This is a genomic window from Lentzea sp. DG1S-22 (assembly GCF_036321065.1).
In the GTDB taxonomy this organism is placed as follows: Bacteria; Actinomycetota; Actinomycetes; order Mycobacteriales; family Pseudonocardiaceae; genus Lentzea; species Lentzea jiangxiensis.
In genome coordinates, this window is record NZ_CP143276.1 from 6,252,056 (window position 1) to 6,264,385 (window position 12,330).

The 12,330-nt window shown below is 69.2% G+C and carries 17 protein-coding genes; 14 read left to right on the top strand and 3 right to left on the bottom strand.

Annotation, left to right across the window (positions count from 1 at the left end):
* Positions 1 to 160: 160 nt before the first annotated feature.
* The 6 genes from V1227_RS29295 (at position 161) to V1227_RS29320 (ending at position 4,838) form a co-directional block, all read left to right on the top strand.
* A complete protein-coding gene (locus V1227_RS29295) occupies positions 161 to 559 on the top strand; it encodes a hypothetical protein (RefSeq protein WP_329788588.1) in 399 nt (132 codons plus the stop codon).
* Between the two features lie 26 nt (positions 560 to 585).
* Positions 586 to 1,158: a DUF3558 domain-containing protein gene (locus V1227_RS29300; protein WP_329788589.1), complete on the top strand. Its 573-nt coding sequence runs from the start codon at positions 586 to 588 to the stop codon at positions 1,156 to 1,158.
* 9 nt (positions 1,159 to 1,167) lie between these two features.
* Complete coding sequence (locus tag V1227_RS29305; protein WP_442916382.1) at positions 1,168 to 2,463, top strand: WXG100 family type VII secretion target; 1,296 nt, start codon at positions 1,168 to 1,170, stop codon at positions 2,461 to 2,463.
* 23 nt (positions 2,464 to 2,486) lie between these two features.
* Complete coding sequence (locus V1227_RS29310) at positions 2,487 to 3,224, top strand: ESX secretion-associated protein EspG (protein WP_236220825.1); 738 nt, start codon at positions 2,487 to 2,489, stop codon at positions 3,222 to 3,224.
* A gap of 134 nt (positions 3,225 to 3,358) precedes the next feature.
* Positions 3,359 to 3,664 (top strand): hypothetical protein, encoded by a 306-nt coding sequence (locus V1227_RS29315; protein WP_329788591.1) that lies wholly within the window; start codon positions 3,359 to 3,361, stop codon positions 3,662 to 3,664.
* A gap of 10 nt (positions 3,665 to 3,674) precedes the next feature.
* Complete coding sequence (locus V1227_RS29320) at positions 3,675 to 4,838, top strand: transglycosylase SLT domain-containing protein (RefSeq protein WP_329788592.1); 1,164 nt, start codon at positions 3,675 to 3,677, stop codon at positions 4,836 to 4,838.
* Positions 4,839 to 5,154: 316 nt separating this feature from the next.
* Here V1227_RS29320 and V1227_RS29325 read toward each other — a convergent pair whose 3' ends face one another.
* Positions 5,155 to 5,331 (bottom strand): hypothetical protein, encoded by a 177-nt coding sequence (locus tag V1227_RS29325; RefSeq protein ID WP_329788593.1) that lies wholly within the window; start codon positions 5,329 to 5,331, stop codon positions 5,155 to 5,157.
* A gap of 27 nt (positions 5,332 to 5,358) precedes the next feature.
* On the opposite strand from V1227_RS29325, the gene V1227_RS29330 reads away from it, so the two are divergent.
* The 3 genes from V1227_RS29330 to V1227_RS29340 all read left to right on the top strand — a co-directional run bounded on the left by V1227_RS29330 (position 5,359) and on the right by V1227_RS29340 (position 7,472).
* Positions 5,359 to 6,489, top strand: a complete 1,131-nt coding sequence (locus V1227_RS29330) for a pyridoxal phosphate-dependent aminotransferase (protein WP_329788594.1) — start codon at positions 5,359 to 5,361, stop codon at positions 6,487 to 6,489.
* 69 nt (positions 6,490 to 6,558) lie between these two features.
* Complete coding sequence (locus V1227_RS29335; protein ID WP_176960035.1) at positions 6,559 to 6,708, top strand: hypothetical protein; 150 nt, start codon at positions 6,559 to 6,561, stop codon at positions 6,706 to 6,708.
* Between the two features lie 38 nt (positions 6,709 to 6,746).
* A complete protein-coding gene (locus V1227_RS29340; protein ID WP_329788595.1) occupies positions 6,747 to 7,472 on the top strand; it encodes a potassium channel family protein in 726 nt (241 codons plus the stop codon).
* Here V1227_RS29340 and V1227_RS29345 read toward each other — a convergent pair.
* Both V1227_RS29345 and V1227_RS29350 read right to left on the bottom strand, forming a co-directional pair.
* Positions 7,416 to 8,012 carry an HAD-IA family hydrolase gene (locus tag V1227_RS29345; RefSeq protein ID WP_329788596.1) on the bottom strand — a complete coding sequence of 199 codons (597 nt, stop codon included), beginning with the start codon at positions 8,010 to 8,012 and terminating at the stop codon, positions 7,416 to 7,418. The genes V1227_RS29340 and V1227_RS29345 overlap by 57 nt on opposite strands.
* Complete coding sequence (locus V1227_RS29350) at positions 8,012 to 8,953, bottom strand: threonine aldolase family protein (protein WP_442916554.1); 942 nt, start codon at positions 8,951 to 8,953, stop codon at positions 8,012 to 8,014. The genes V1227_RS29345 and V1227_RS29350 overlap by 1 nt, the downstream gene beginning before the upstream one ends.
* A gap of 183 nt (positions 8,954 to 9,136) precedes the next feature.
* Between V1227_RS29350 and V1227_RS29355 the strand changes: the two genes are divergently transcribed.
* From V1227_RS29355 to V1227_RS29375, 5 genes are read left to right on the top strand one after another with little or no spacing between them, the layout of a single operon-like run.
* A complete protein-coding gene (locus tag V1227_RS29355) occupies positions 9,137 to 9,655 on the top strand; it encodes a SigE family RNA polymerase sigma factor (protein WP_329788597.1) in 519 nt (172 codons plus the stop codon).
* A gap of 23 nt (positions 9,656 to 9,678) precedes the next feature.
* Positions 9,679 to 10,359 (top strand): hypothetical protein, encoded by a 681-nt coding sequence (locus tag V1227_RS29360; protein ID WP_329788598.1) that lies wholly within the window; start codon positions 9,679 to 9,681, stop codon positions 10,357 to 10,359.
* A gap of 27 nt (positions 10,360 to 10,386) precedes the next feature.
* On the top strand, positions 10,387 to 10,971 hold the full coding sequence (locus V1227_RS29365) for a TetR/AcrR family transcriptional regulator (protein ID WP_329788599.1): 585 nt from the start codon (positions 10,387 to 10,389) through the stop codon (positions 10,969 to 10,971).
* A 57-nt stretch (positions 10,972 to 11,028) separates the two neighbouring features.
* Positions 11,029 to 11,562: a SigE family RNA polymerase sigma factor gene (locus tag V1227_RS29370; RefSeq protein ID WP_329788600.1), complete on the top strand. Its 534-nt coding sequence runs from the start codon at positions 11,029 to 11,031 to the stop codon at positions 11,560 to 11,562.
* Positions 11,559 to 12,314, top strand: a complete 756-nt coding sequence (locus V1227_RS29375) for a hypothetical protein (protein WP_329788601.1) — start codon at positions 11,559 to 11,561, stop codon at positions 12,312 to 12,314. The genes V1227_RS29370 and V1227_RS29375 overlap by 4 nt, the downstream gene beginning before the upstream one ends.
* Positions 12,315 to 12,330 lie beyond the last annotated feature (16 nt).

Genomic DNA, 12,330 nt, shown 5'->3' on the forward strand with positions numbered 1-12,330 from the left:
TGGTCTTCGTCCAACTACAGGTGCGTCTTACGTGGGCGTTGGTAGCCTGCGAAGCGGGACCGAACCGTTACCAACCGTACGGGGGTAGGACGTCGTGACACAGGAGAACGCGGGGGCGGATGCCGTTCTCGGTGCCGCTGCGGGAGTGGCCGGTGGCGCGGTGGCCGGTGCCGTCAGCGCTCTGAAGGCCGCCAACTCGGTCATGGATCGAGTGTCGGAGAGCTTTTCCAGCGGCGGTGGGACGCAGAAGTTCCACGTCGAGAAGGACACCGTCCTGAAGGCGGGAAAGATCATCTACAGCCAGTACAAACTGCTGTCGGATGAGTACCAGGACAAGGTCGACCTGTTGCGGATCAGGACCGCCGGTGGTGACAAGGTCACCACCGACGTCGTCGAAGCCTGGAACGACCGGCTCGTGTTCCACGCTGATTCGTACGGCAATCGGATCTCGGCGTACATCGAAGCCTTGAAGAACCTGTCCGACCAACTGGAGGCGTCTGCCCGGCAGTACGGTTTCACCGAAGAGGAGATCACTGCGACGTTCGGGTCGAAACTGTGATGATGCGTTGCTCCAAGCTGGTCGCCATGCTGATCTGCGCGGCGGCGATCTCTGCCTGCACACCCGGTGTCGAGAAGGGGAATCCCACAGCCGCTGCACCGGCCAGCAGCTCATCCACAAGTGATCCCACGGGTGACCTGCCTGCACGTCCGTCGACCTTGAAGGTCGATTCCGTGGATGTGTGCATGCTGCTCACCACGGACGTCATGAAGCAGATCGGCGTGAGCACCGCCACCCCCAGAATGGCGGACCTGGTGGAAGGTCAGCAGTCGTCGGCCTGTCGGTACTCGGGTGATGGCGGCTTTGGTTACACCGTAGGTGCGGTGACGCACAAAGGCGTTTCCTACTGGATCGAAGGATCGGGGAACACCGACGGCAAAGTCATCAAGATCGCGGATTTCGGTGCGGTCGAGATCACTTTGAAGGGCGGCACGGGCTTCGACTGCTCTGTGGCTGTCGACGTTGCCGATGGTCAGCAGCTGATGGTCAGCTACATCCCGACCACGACCACGGAAAAGCAGAAGGACCAGTCCTTCCTGTGCGGAAACGCCGAGAAGGCTGCCGGGTTCGCGCTCGCGACACTGAAGACATTGAAGTGAGGGGGAGTCATGTCGGGTTATCGACAGCTGACTGACTGGAACTTCGACGGTTGGTCCAACCAGCAGCTCGCTGACGAGGTCGCCAAACTGTCGAGCAGCTCGATGGCTTCTCGGTTCGGTCAGGCGTCCGAGGCGCTGCGCTCGCTGGCCGACACCCTGGAGTCGGTGGACCGGGAGATCCGCAAACAGCTCGACGACCTCGACATCACCTGGGGTGGCGCGGCCGGCGAGAACCGCAAGCAGAAGACGGACGTCGTCGCCGCCGGTCTCGACCAGAGCACCCAGGCGACGAACCAGAGCTCCCAGGCGATGACGCAGCAGGGTGAGAGCACCAGTCAGGCTCGCCACAGCACTCCGCCGTCCAACACCCTCCGCGGTGACACGGAACAGAACTTCGGGGACAAGGTCGGCGGTTTCTTCGGCATCGAGACCGACCACGCCAAGGAGGTCGAGGCGACCAACAGGGCACGGCAGCAGGCCATCGACAGCCTGAACGGGTACGTCTCCGGCAGCCAGAACTCGCTGGACGGGTTCCGCGCGCCGCAGCAGGCCCCGGACATCGTCGTGACCAGCGGCGCTGTCGCCACGCCCGTCGGGCCCCCGGTCAGCCTGCCCCAGAGCGGCACCCCCGGCATCACCGGCGGCGGCCCCGGCTTCACGGGCTCGCCCGGCAGTCCCGGCTCGCCCGGCGTCCCGCTCGGCCCCACGCCCAGCATCCCCGGCAACAGCACCGGCGTCCTCCCGGGCACCGGTACGCAGGGCCCGATCGCGGCCGGTCCCGGTCTGCCCAAGCCCTTCGGTGCCCCGTCGATCGGCGTAGCGGCCGCGGCGGCTGCGGCTGCCGGTCTCGCCGGCACCACGGGTGGTGCGCGCGGGGCTCAGGTCGTCGGCGGTGGCCGTGGGCCCAGCCAGGCTCCCAAGACGCCCATCGCGCCCGCCGGGCCGAAGGGTGCGCCCAGCACGATCGGTGCCGGCAAGGGCGGTGGCGGTGGCGCTGGTGGCGCCGGTGGTCCCGGTGCCGGCGCCGGTGGGACCGGTGCGGCCGGCAAGGGTGCGATGACGCCCGGCGGTGCCGCCGGTGTCGGGCCCGAGGCGAACCGCGCCGGTGCGGCCGCGGCGGGCAAGGGTGCCGTCGGCGGCAAGGGTGCCGGGCCGCTCATGTCTCCCGCGGCGAGCGCCGCCAGGGGCGAGGGCGAGGAGGACGGCGAGCACGTGCGCAAGTACGGCGTCGACTCCGACGAGATGTTCGGTGATGACCGCATGGTGGTTCAGTCCGTCATCGGCGAAGACCCGAAGGACAAGTAGATCCCTTGAGCGCACCAGGTTCTGTGGTTTTGTCCACAGTGGAGTTCGCCGTGGTCTGGGAGGCGCAACGCCTCCCGGCCGCGCACGTCGCGCTGGACACGCGGATTCCCTCCGTCACCCACACCGAGAAGTTCGAGGTGGTGAAGCGGGCCTGGGAGTCGCTCGAGGCGCGCGGCCTCGCCGCCAACGGCCGGGTGGTGCCGGAGCTCGCCGACGGGTTCGCGTTGCTCGCGAACCCGCAGGTGTCCATCGACCTGTGGATCTGGGCCGACCGGCAGATCAGCGGCCTCGCGGCGGCGATCGGCGACGAGGCGATCCTCGCCGTGCAGGACCGCGACGAGATGTGGCTGATCGAGGCGCGCGGCACGGCGCTCGCCGAGGCGGCCGTGTCCGTCGCCGGTGAGATGCCCGCCGGGTTCGGGCGGTCGATCAGCATGCCGTACGACGAACTGGTGGCCGCCGCCAAGAACGTCGGCCTCGACGCGCAGCGGATGATCACGATGCTGGAGCGGCAGGGCATGCGCCTCGGTGACGCCCAAGAGCTCGCCGGGATGCTCGACGGCATGTCCACGCGCGGTCAGTTCGGCGTGCAGCGCAACGGACGGCGCGCCGGACGCGTGGTTTCTTTCCACGACACGCACAACGGCCGCTATCTCCGCCAGCTCAAGCCGAGTAGCGACGGCCGTCAGTGGTGCACGATCACGCCCGTCGACAACCACCGGCTCGCGAGTGCCGTCTGGGAACTGTTGCAAGAAGTCTGAACGCGGAACCCCCGTTGGTGCCCGCCCGTCGAACTCGGCGGGCGGGCACCGCCGTCTCGAAAGAGCGAATCGGCGCACCACCCGGTGCCATTCGTTCTAAGGTCATCGAGCAGACGTTGAGGGGGTAGGCGCGCGTGGCTGTGACGCAGTTCAACACCGAAGCCATGGAACAGTGCCGAACGACCGTGAGCAGTCAGGCCGGACAATTCGGCGCGATCGGTGACGGCTTTTCCAACCAGTACGGCAATCCGGACATCTTCGGAAAACTCGGCGCATCCGGTGCCGTTTCGAGCGCGGTGAGCGCGATGGACCAGGCGGCCGCGCAGGAGTTCGAGGCGGCCGAGAAGGTGCTGCGCAAGGTCGAGAGCGCTCTCGACGCGATCCAGACCTCCGTCCACGACGTCGAGGAAGCCAACAAGAACTCCATGAGGGCGGTGTGACGTGAGCGCGATGGACGAAGTCGCGGCGTTGCCCGGCGGCGCGGAACTGGCCGCGCTCGCGGACAAGATCGAGACCGCACAACCCCAGGCCGTGCGCGACATCGCGAACCGCTGGAAGCAGGCGGCGGGCAAGTGCGGCGACCAGACGAACGTCCTGCAGAGGTCGGTCAGCCAGCTCGACGGCGCCTGGCAGGGCACGTCCGCCGACGGCTTCGTCGCCTACATGGGCAACGTGACGAAGTGCGGCACCTCGATGACCGACGCGCTCAACGGCGCCGCGGCCGACCTGGAGGCGGCCGCGAACGCGTTGGAGACCGCGAAGTCCTCGATGAGCCGCATCTGTGAAACCCTCCTGAGCCGCGCCCGGCAGACCCGCCAGCAGCTGCACAACCAGCCGCAGGAGGACGTCGACAGCATCATCCGCGGCTACTGCGCCGAAGCCCTGGTCGACGCCAACCCCGTTGTCTCCCAAGCGGAAAACGCCGTGTCGTCCGCCGCCGGTGCCTTGAAGGGCCGCCCCGGCGCCCTCGCGCCGAAGTTCTCGTCCGTCCCGGACCCGAACGCGCAGCCGTTCACCCCGGCCCCGAACAAGCCGGTCGAATGGGCACCGACCCCACCGCCCGACGACTCGACCAAGGCGTCTTCCGCCACGCCCGCGGAACCGCAACCCAAGCCGGCCGTCGCTGATCACGGTGGCGGCGGAGGAGGCGGTGGCGGTGGCGCTTCCGGCGGTGGTTCCGGCGGAGGTGGCGGTGGCGGTGGCGGCATGGGTGGCCTCGGTCCCAGCGGTGGCCCGCCCTCGGGCAGCCCGCCTCCCGGCAACGTCGAGGAGTGGATCCGCGAGGCCATCAAGATCCTCCAGGCCAACGGCATCCCGGTCACCGAGGAGAACATCGACGAGATCTGGAAGATCATCGAGAAGGAGTCGAGCGGCAACCCGCACGCCATCAACCTCTGGGACTCCAACGCCCAGGCGGGCACGCCTTCCAAGGGTTTGATGCAGTGCATCGACTCGACGTTCAACGCGCACAAACTGCCCGGCCACGACGACATCTGGAACCCGGTCGACAACATCATCGCCGGTGTTCGCTACACGTTCTCGCGCTACGGCGGTTTTGAAGGCCACCCCGGCCTGAAGGCAATGGCCCAGGGCGGCGGCTACCAAGGGTATTAGCCATCGCTTGATCGGGTGAGCTTTGTCCGGAACCCGGCACTTCTCCGTCTGGTAGATCGTGACGGAAATGTGCCGGGTTTCAGTTGTCCACACCCTGTCGGGTGGTCGATGTCCTGAAACGCTGTTTTGTTTCTCCCGCATATGCGGAAGCGCGGGGGGTTGCGGACCGGAGGCGGCGGGCGGGGCGAGGGGTGGAAGGGCCGAGGGCGTGGTGGTCCGGACGGCTCCGGCAGGACCCGGAGCGCACCGGCTGGCCCTGGAGCGCACCGGCTGGACTCGGAGTGCACCGGCAGGACCCGAAGCACGGCGGCTTGATCTACGGCGGCTTGGCTTGCAGGGGCTCGGTCTGCTGCGGCCTGGTCTGCGACGGCTCGGTCTGCGACGGCTCGGTCTGCGACGGCTCGGTCTGCGACGGCTCGGCCTGCCGCGGCTCGGTCTGTGGCGCTGTGGTCGGGCGGCCTGGTGTGGCGGCGCGCTCGGTCGGGGGTCTCACCGCGTGCAGGGGAGTTAGCCTGGCGGCATGCTGACCGTGGCTGCCCGCGCCGACGTCCCGCCCTTCCACGTCATGGACGTGTTGTCCGCCGCCGCTCGCAGGCAGCGCACGCACGGGGACGTGATCTCCCTGGCCGCCGGGCAGCCGTCGAGCCCTGCGCCGTTGCCCGTGCGCGAGGCTGCCGTCAAGGCGTTGGGCGAGCAGGCGTTGGGGTACACCGAGCAGCTCGGCATCCTCGAGTTGCGGCAGGCGATCGCCGGGCACTACAGGCGGCAGTACGACCTCGACGTGTCCGCGGACGACGTGGTGGTGACCACCGGGTCGTCGGGGGCGTTCACGTTGGCGTTCCTCGCGGCCTTCGACGCCGGGGACCGGGTGGCGCTGGCGCGGCCCGGGTATCCGGCCTACCGCAACATCCTCAAGGCGCTGGGGTGTGAGGTCGTCGAGTTGCCGTGCGGGCCGGAGACGCGGTTCCAGCCCACGGTCGAGATGCTGGATCCCGGGCTCAAGGGTGTGATCGTGGCCAGTCCGGCCAACCCGACCGGGACGGCGGCCGACGTCGCGCCGATCGCTCGGTGGTGTGCGGGCAACGGGGTTCAGCTGATCAGCGACGAGATCTACCACGGGATCAGCTACGGCGAGCCGTTGCGGTGTGCGTGGGAGACGAGCCGGGACGCGATCGTGGTCAACTCCTTCTCGAAGGCGTTCGCGATGACCGGGTGGCGGCTCGGGTGGATGTTGTTGCCGGAGCGGCTGCGCAGGGCCGTGGACTGCCTGACGGGCAACTTCACGCTGTGTCCGCCGGCGTTGGCGCAGTACGCGGCGGTGCAGGCGTTCCACGAGGACTCCTACGCCGAGACGGCGCTGCACCTCCAGCGGTACGAGGTGAACCGGGACCTGTTGCTGGAGGGGTTGACGAACCTCGGCATCGACAAGCTGGCGCCGGCGGACGGGGCTTTCTACGTCTATGCGGACGTGCGGCACCTGACGGACGACTCGATGGCGTTCTGCCGGCGGTTCCTGGACGACACGGGCGTGGCGATCGTGCCCGGCATCGACTTCGACCCCGTGGACGGGCACCACTTCGTGCGGATGTCGTTCGCCGGGGCCACGCAGGACGTCGAGGAGGCGCTGCGGCGGCTGAAGGCCTGGCTGTGACCCGGAACTGCGAGCCGCGCCGCAACAAAACCGGGCGGCGGGGCGTTCAGGCAGCAGAGGGGAGGTCGCATGTGGGCGATCATCGGGTGGCTGGTGGCGGTCTGGATCCTGCTCGCCGTCGTCGGGGCCGTGGTGAAAGGACTTTTCTGGCTCGCTGTGGTCGGGGGGCTGCTCCTCGCGGGCACCGCGGCCTACGGTGCGGTCAAATCCAAGCGATGACCCTGGATTAATTCGCGCAAACCGCTCACCATGGGGTTGTGCTGCTGGCGAACGAGGCACGCCTCGAGCGGTGGGAGAGAAAGGTCGAGTGGCCGTTGACGGCACTCGCCCTGCTCTTCCTCGCCGCTTACGCCTGGCAGGTGTTCGACGACCACGGCGCGATGCACGTGCCGTTGGAGATCGTGTTGTGGCTGGTCTGGGCCCTGTTCGCAGCCGACTTCATCACCAGGTTGACGCTGGCGCAGAACAAGGCGAAGTTCCTCAGAACGCATCTTTTAGATCTTGCCGCGGTCGTTCTGCCGATGGTCCGGCAGCTCCGCGTTCTGCGGTTGATCACCGTTGTCACGTTGCTCAACGAGAAGTTCCAGCACAAGATCAGACAACGGGTCGGCATTTACGTGGCGGGCGTGACGACCATCGTCGCGTTTTGTGCGAGCCTCGCCGTGCTGGACGCCGAAAGGCACGCGGAAAACGCCAGCATCACCACGTTCGGCGACGCGTTGTGGTGGACGCTGACGACCATGTCGACGGTCGGGTACGGCGACCGCTACCCCGTCACGGGTGAGGGGCGGCTGGTCGCCGGACTGCTGATGGTCGGCGGCATCGCGCTGCTCGGTGTCATCACCGGCACGATCGCGAGCTGGCTCGTGGAGAAGCTGCGCGGCGTCGAGGACGCCGAGCAGGAGACCGCGCGGGAGCTGCGGAACCTACGCGCCGAGATCGCGGAACTCCGTGCGGAGCTGAGCGCGCGCAGCAAGGGCTGAGGTCCACAGCCGGGCGTCCCAGCCGGCGGCGGCCGCACCCTCCACGTTGGACTGCCGGTCGTCGAAGAAGACCACGTCCGACGACCCGATCACGGACGACGTGTGCTCCCAGATGGCCGCGTCGGGCTTGGCGAAGCCGAGGTCGCCGGAGAACACCAGGTGCCGGAAGTGCCCGGCCCACGGCACCTCCTCCGCCAGTCTCGCGAACGTCGACGGCGCGTTCGACAGCAGCGCGAGCGGCACGTCCAGCGCCGCCAGGTCCTCGATCAGCGCCACGGTCTCCGCCACCGGCTCGTCGAGCCACCCGGCGTTGTCGAGAGCGGTCAGCTCCCGCACGGCGGCGGAGTCGAACGTGAGCCCCAGCGACGACCCGATCGTCGCCCAGTACTCCTCGTCGGAGCAGCCGCGGTCGTAGGCGTCGCGGTTCCAGTACGCGGCCTCGAAGTCCACCAGCGGCACCCCGAGCCGGTCGGCGATCGCGGGCAGCGCCGGGTTCCGCTGACTGATGACCTCGCCGAAGTCGAACACGACCCAGCGCATCAGGCGCGCTCCCCGACCCGTCGCAGCACCTCGGTGATGTCGGCCTCGGTGACGTCCCCGTGGGTCACGAACCGCACCTTGCCGGACATCGGACTGGCGAGCACGCCGATCTCGCGCAGCGACAGCAGCGCCTTGTCGAGGTCGGGCACCGACGCCAGCACGATGTTCGTCGCCGGCTCCGGCACGTCCCAGCCGAGCGAACGCAGCCCGGCAGCCAGCGCGGAGGCGTTGGCGTGGTCCTGGGCGAGCCGCGGGATCCGGTCCAGCGCGACCAGCCCGGCGGCCGCCAGCACGCCACCCTGCCGCACCCCGCCGCCGAGCATCTTGCGCACCCGCCGCGCCTCGACGACGAACGAGGACGACCCGGCCACGACCGACCCGACCGGGGCGCCGAGCGCCTTCGACAGGCACACCTGCACCGTGTCGACCCCTGCGGTCAGCTGGGAGAGCTCGACCCCGAGCGCCACCGACGCGTTCCACAGCCGGGCGCCGTCCAGGTGCACCGCCAGCCCGATGGACCGCGCCGCCGCCACCAGGGCGGCGTGCCCGTCGACGGTCGTCACCGTGCCGCCGGCCGCGTTGTGCGTGTTCTCCAGGCACAACAACGTCGTGCGCAGCCCGTAGTAGGGCGACTCGCCGCCGCCGGCCGCGACCACGGCCTCGGGAGTCACCGAGTGGAGCGCGTGCGGCATCCCGCCGGCCAGCCACGCGGCGGTCCCGAGCTCGGCGTCCAGCACGTGCGCGCCCAACGGCGCCAGGAACCGGTCTCCGCGCTGCAGGTGCAGGTACAGGGCGATCAGGTTGCCCATCGAGCCGGACGGGACCCACAGCGCCGCCTCCACGCCGAGCAACGCCGCGACGCGCTCCTCCAGCGCCGCCATCGTCGGGTCGTGGTCCAGCACGTCGTCGCCGACCTCGGCCGACGCCATGGCGCGGCGCATCTCGTCGTCCGGGCGGGTGACTGTGTCGGAGCGCAGGTCAATGGGGGTCACGCCCCCGATCCCACCACATCCCGCCGGGGACGGAGGGGGTGATGTAGCTCTCCCGCGAGGTTCGTGCAACCGTTGTCGGCACAGATTCCGTCCTGTCAGTGCAACTCGAGGAACGAGCGGAGAGCAGTCCGCGTGGATCAGCGCGACGAGCAGGAGTTCGCGGAGTACTTCGTGGCTCGCCGTGAGGCCGTGCGCCGAACGGCATACCTGCTGTGCGGCGACTGGCACCGCGCTGACGACTTCGCGCAGACGGCCTTCGTGGCGGTGCACAGGAGGTGGCGGAAGATCCGGGACAAGCAGGCCCTCGACGCCTACGTCCGACGCACCGTCGTGCGCGCGGTGATCGACGAGTCGCGCCGTCCGTGGCGGCGCGAGAAGTTCACCGACGAGATGCCGGAAGCGCCGGCGACCGGCACCGAGGTCGGCGAGGCGGTCGCGACGCGCGAGGCGTTGATGAAGGGTCTGCGCAGAGTCCCGCCCCGGCAACGGGCCGTGCTGGTGCTGAGGTTCCTGGAGGGCCTCGACGTGACGGCCACGGCCGAGACGCTGAAGTGCTCGGAAGGAACTGTGAAGAGTCAGACCGCCCGCGGGCTGGCGGCGTTGCGAGAAGCTCTGGGCGACGCCGTCGACGACCTGCGACCGGCGTCGTGACCGGCGAGAGGAGGACGTAGGAGATGGACGAGCAGAAGCTCGCGGACCTGTTCCGCGACGCCGCGCACGACGCGCCGCCGGCGTCCTTCGACGCGGGCGACGTCAGGACGGCCTCGCGCCGCGCGACGCTGCGCCGGCGCGGCTCGATCGCCGCCGGCACCACTTTGGTCGTCGTCCTGGGTTTCGGCGGCGTCCTCGCTGCCAACTCCTGGTACGGCCAGGACGGCGGGAATTCGACCGCCGCCGGTTCTGGGCAGCAGGGCACCGACACGGCACAATCGCCGATGACCCTGATGGAGGCACAGCCTCCGCCGAACAACGACTTCCCTGGCGACGCCCCGTCCACGCAGGGGGACGGGACAGCGCCGGGAAGCACCAGCTTCACCGCTGGTGAACGCGCAGTGCAGGGCTGCGCAGGTGTGGACCGGGAGCTCGCCGACGCCCTCGCCGCCGAGCTTTCGGTCTCACCGGACCCCGCGATCCCGCCCGCGGTGACGTGCTCACCGGCCTCCCGCGCGGCCGCGTACAAGATCGACGGACTGACGATCACCGCGATCGTCACGCCCGACCCGTTCGAGGGTCCCGCCGGCACGGAGAAGGCCAAGACCGCCCGCGGTCAGGACCTCTACGTGTTCACCCAGGGCGACGGGGAGCTGAAGGGCCAGGCCAAGCGGTTCGCGGACGCACTGGCCCCGAGGTTCTGACCAGCCGCCCAGTACCCTGGCGCGACTATGACGGCAGCAACCCCCAAGGGTGAGCGCAGGCGGCAGGCGCTCGTGGAGGCCGCGTCCGAACTGCTCGTGGAGGGCGGGTTCGACGCGGTCCGGCACCGCGCGGTCGCCGAACGCGCAGGTCTGCCGCTCGCGTCGACCACGTACTACTTCGACTCGCTCGACGAGCTGATCACCGCGGCGGTCGAGTTCCACGGCCGCGCCGAGCTGGCGAGCTGCCGGGAGCGCCTGGCGGCGGTCTCGGACCGGCTGGCGGACGACGACGTTCTCGTCGAGCTCGTCCTCGACCTGCTGGTCGGCCAGGACGTCACCGACACCGAGTCGATCCTGCTGCGCTACGAACGCCTCGTCGCGACGGGCCGCCGCCCGTACCTGCGCCCGTTGATGCACGTGCTGTCCAAGGAGCTGCACGAGCTGATCGCCGAGATCTTCCACCGCGCCGGCCGCGACATCGCGAGGGACCGCGTCGAGGAGCTGATCGCCCTCGTGGACGGCACGATGGTGAACGCGTTCATCGAGCTGAAGCCGGACCCCAGGGGCGTCGCGGCGAGGATGCTCCGTTCGGCCCTTTCGCGTCACACGTGATGCAACCTCGCGTTCCCCTGACGCGTTCCCCTGGGTGAGGACGCGAGAGGGGATCGCATGCGCAAGGCCGATGAGCAGGGCTTTCGCGAGTTCGCGGCAGCCAATGCCGCGTCTTTGCGACGCACTGCCTATCTGTTCTGTGGCGACTGGCACACGGCTGAGGACCTGATGCAGTCGAGCCTCATGAAGATGTACATGGCCTGGAAGCGCATCAAGGACCTCGACAACCTGATCGCGTACGCCCGCAAGGTGCTGCTGCGCACGTGGCTGGACGAGAAGCGCAGGCCGTGGCGCAGGGCGGAGCAGCGCGACGGGGAGCTGCCCGATGCCGCCGACGCCACCGTGGACCCGGACACCACGAGCGCGAAGCTGTGGGCGCGTGAGCTCGTGCACACCGCGTTGTTGCAGGTGCCTCCGAGGCAACGGGCGGTGCTCGTGCTGCGTTATTTCGAAGACCTCTCGGTCGCCGAGGTGGCGGTGGCGATGGGGTGCACCGAGGGAACGGTCAAAAGCCAGACGGCGCGCGGTCTCGCGACACTGCGCACCATCGTGGAGAAGCTCGACAACAGTTCGGGGAGGGTCGCGTCGTGAGTGAGCAGGAGATCCGCGAGGGGATGCTGCTGGCCGTCTGGGACGAGCCGCCCCTCGACTTCGACCCGGACACCCTGATCAGGCGGGTGGAGCAGAAAAAAAGTCGTCGGCGAGCGCTGGTCGCCGTGGGCGTGGCTACGGCGGTCATCGCCGTAGCGTCGTTCTCGCTGCCGGGACTGCTGCCCCGCGACCGCGACACCCGGCTCGGCGCCGAGGTCCAGACGACCACGTCCGCGCCGCCCAGCGTGCCCGCCGAGCGGAAGGCCCAGCGCCTCGGCGACAAGCTGGCCGAGAGCCTCCAGGCGCAGCGCAAGGACCTGAAGGACGTCTACGCCTCGTTCACGCCCGGAGGGTTCGTCTATCCGCCCTACTCGACGTTGACCCCGCCGCGGAACTCCGGCGACCCCGAGTACACGGGGTACGTCCACCTGACCGACCTCATCGGACCGACCGCGCTGCGGGTGGTGGTGACGAAGGCCGGCTTCAACAAGCAGAACTTCTGCAGCTCCGCCACGGTGTGCCGGGACGTGGCGCAGGCGGACGGGACGATCGTCACGGAGGGCGAGTTCTTCCAGGGCACCACCAGCCTCCAGCAGGTCGAGGTCGCTCGGCGGTTCGAGAGCGGCCTCGTCGTGCAGATCGGCGCCTACGCCTACAACCCCTCGAACGGCAGCGGGCGGCGCGAGACCGTTCCGGTGTCGGTGAACGTCCTCACAGCGCTGGTCATGGACTCGGCCATCGACTGGGAGTGAGCCTCGGGTGCACTAG

Bases quoted from the DNA above. Each gene is read 5' to 3' on its own strand.
- V1227_RS29300 (WP_329788589.1), top strand. From the start codon at position 586: ATGCTGATCTGCGCGGCGGCGATCTCTGCCTGCACACCCGGTGTCGAG.
- V1227_RS29305 (WP_442916382.1), top strand. From the start codon at position 1,168: ATGTCGGGTTATCGACAGCTGACTGACTGGAACTTCGACGGTTGGTCC.
- V1227_RS29320 (WP_329788592.1), top strand. From the start codon at position 3,675: ATGGACGAAGTCGCGGCGTTGCCCGGCGGCGCGGAACTGGCCGCGCTC.
- V1227_RS29330 (WP_329788594.1), top strand. From the start codon at position 5,359: ATGCTGACCGTGGCTGCCCGCGCCGACGTCCCGCCCTTCCACGTCATG.
- V1227_RS29335 (WP_176960035.1), top strand. From the start codon at position 6,559: ATGTGGGCGATCATCGGGTGGCTGGTGGCGGTCTGGATCCTGCTCGCC.
- V1227_RS29345 (WP_329788596.1), bottom strand. From the start codon at position 8,012: ATGCGCTGGGTCGTGTTCGACTTCGGCGAGGTCATCAGTCAGCGGAAC.
- V1227_RS29350 (WP_442916554.1), bottom strand. From the start codon at position 8,953: ATGCGCCGCGCCATGGCGTCGGCCGAGGTCGGCGACGACGTGCTGGAC.
- V1227_RS29360 (WP_329788598.1), top strand. From the start codon at position 9,679: ATGGACGAGCAGAAGCTCGCGGACCTGTTCCGCGACGCCGCGCACGAC.
- V1227_RS29365 (WP_329788599.1), top strand. From the start codon at position 10,387: ATGACGGCAGCAACCCCCAAGGGTGAGCGCAGGCGGCAGGCGCTCGTG.
- V1227_RS29370 (WP_329788600.1), top strand. From the start codon at position 11,029: ATGCGCAAGGCCGATGAGCAGGGCTTTCGCGAGTTCGCGGCAGCCAAT.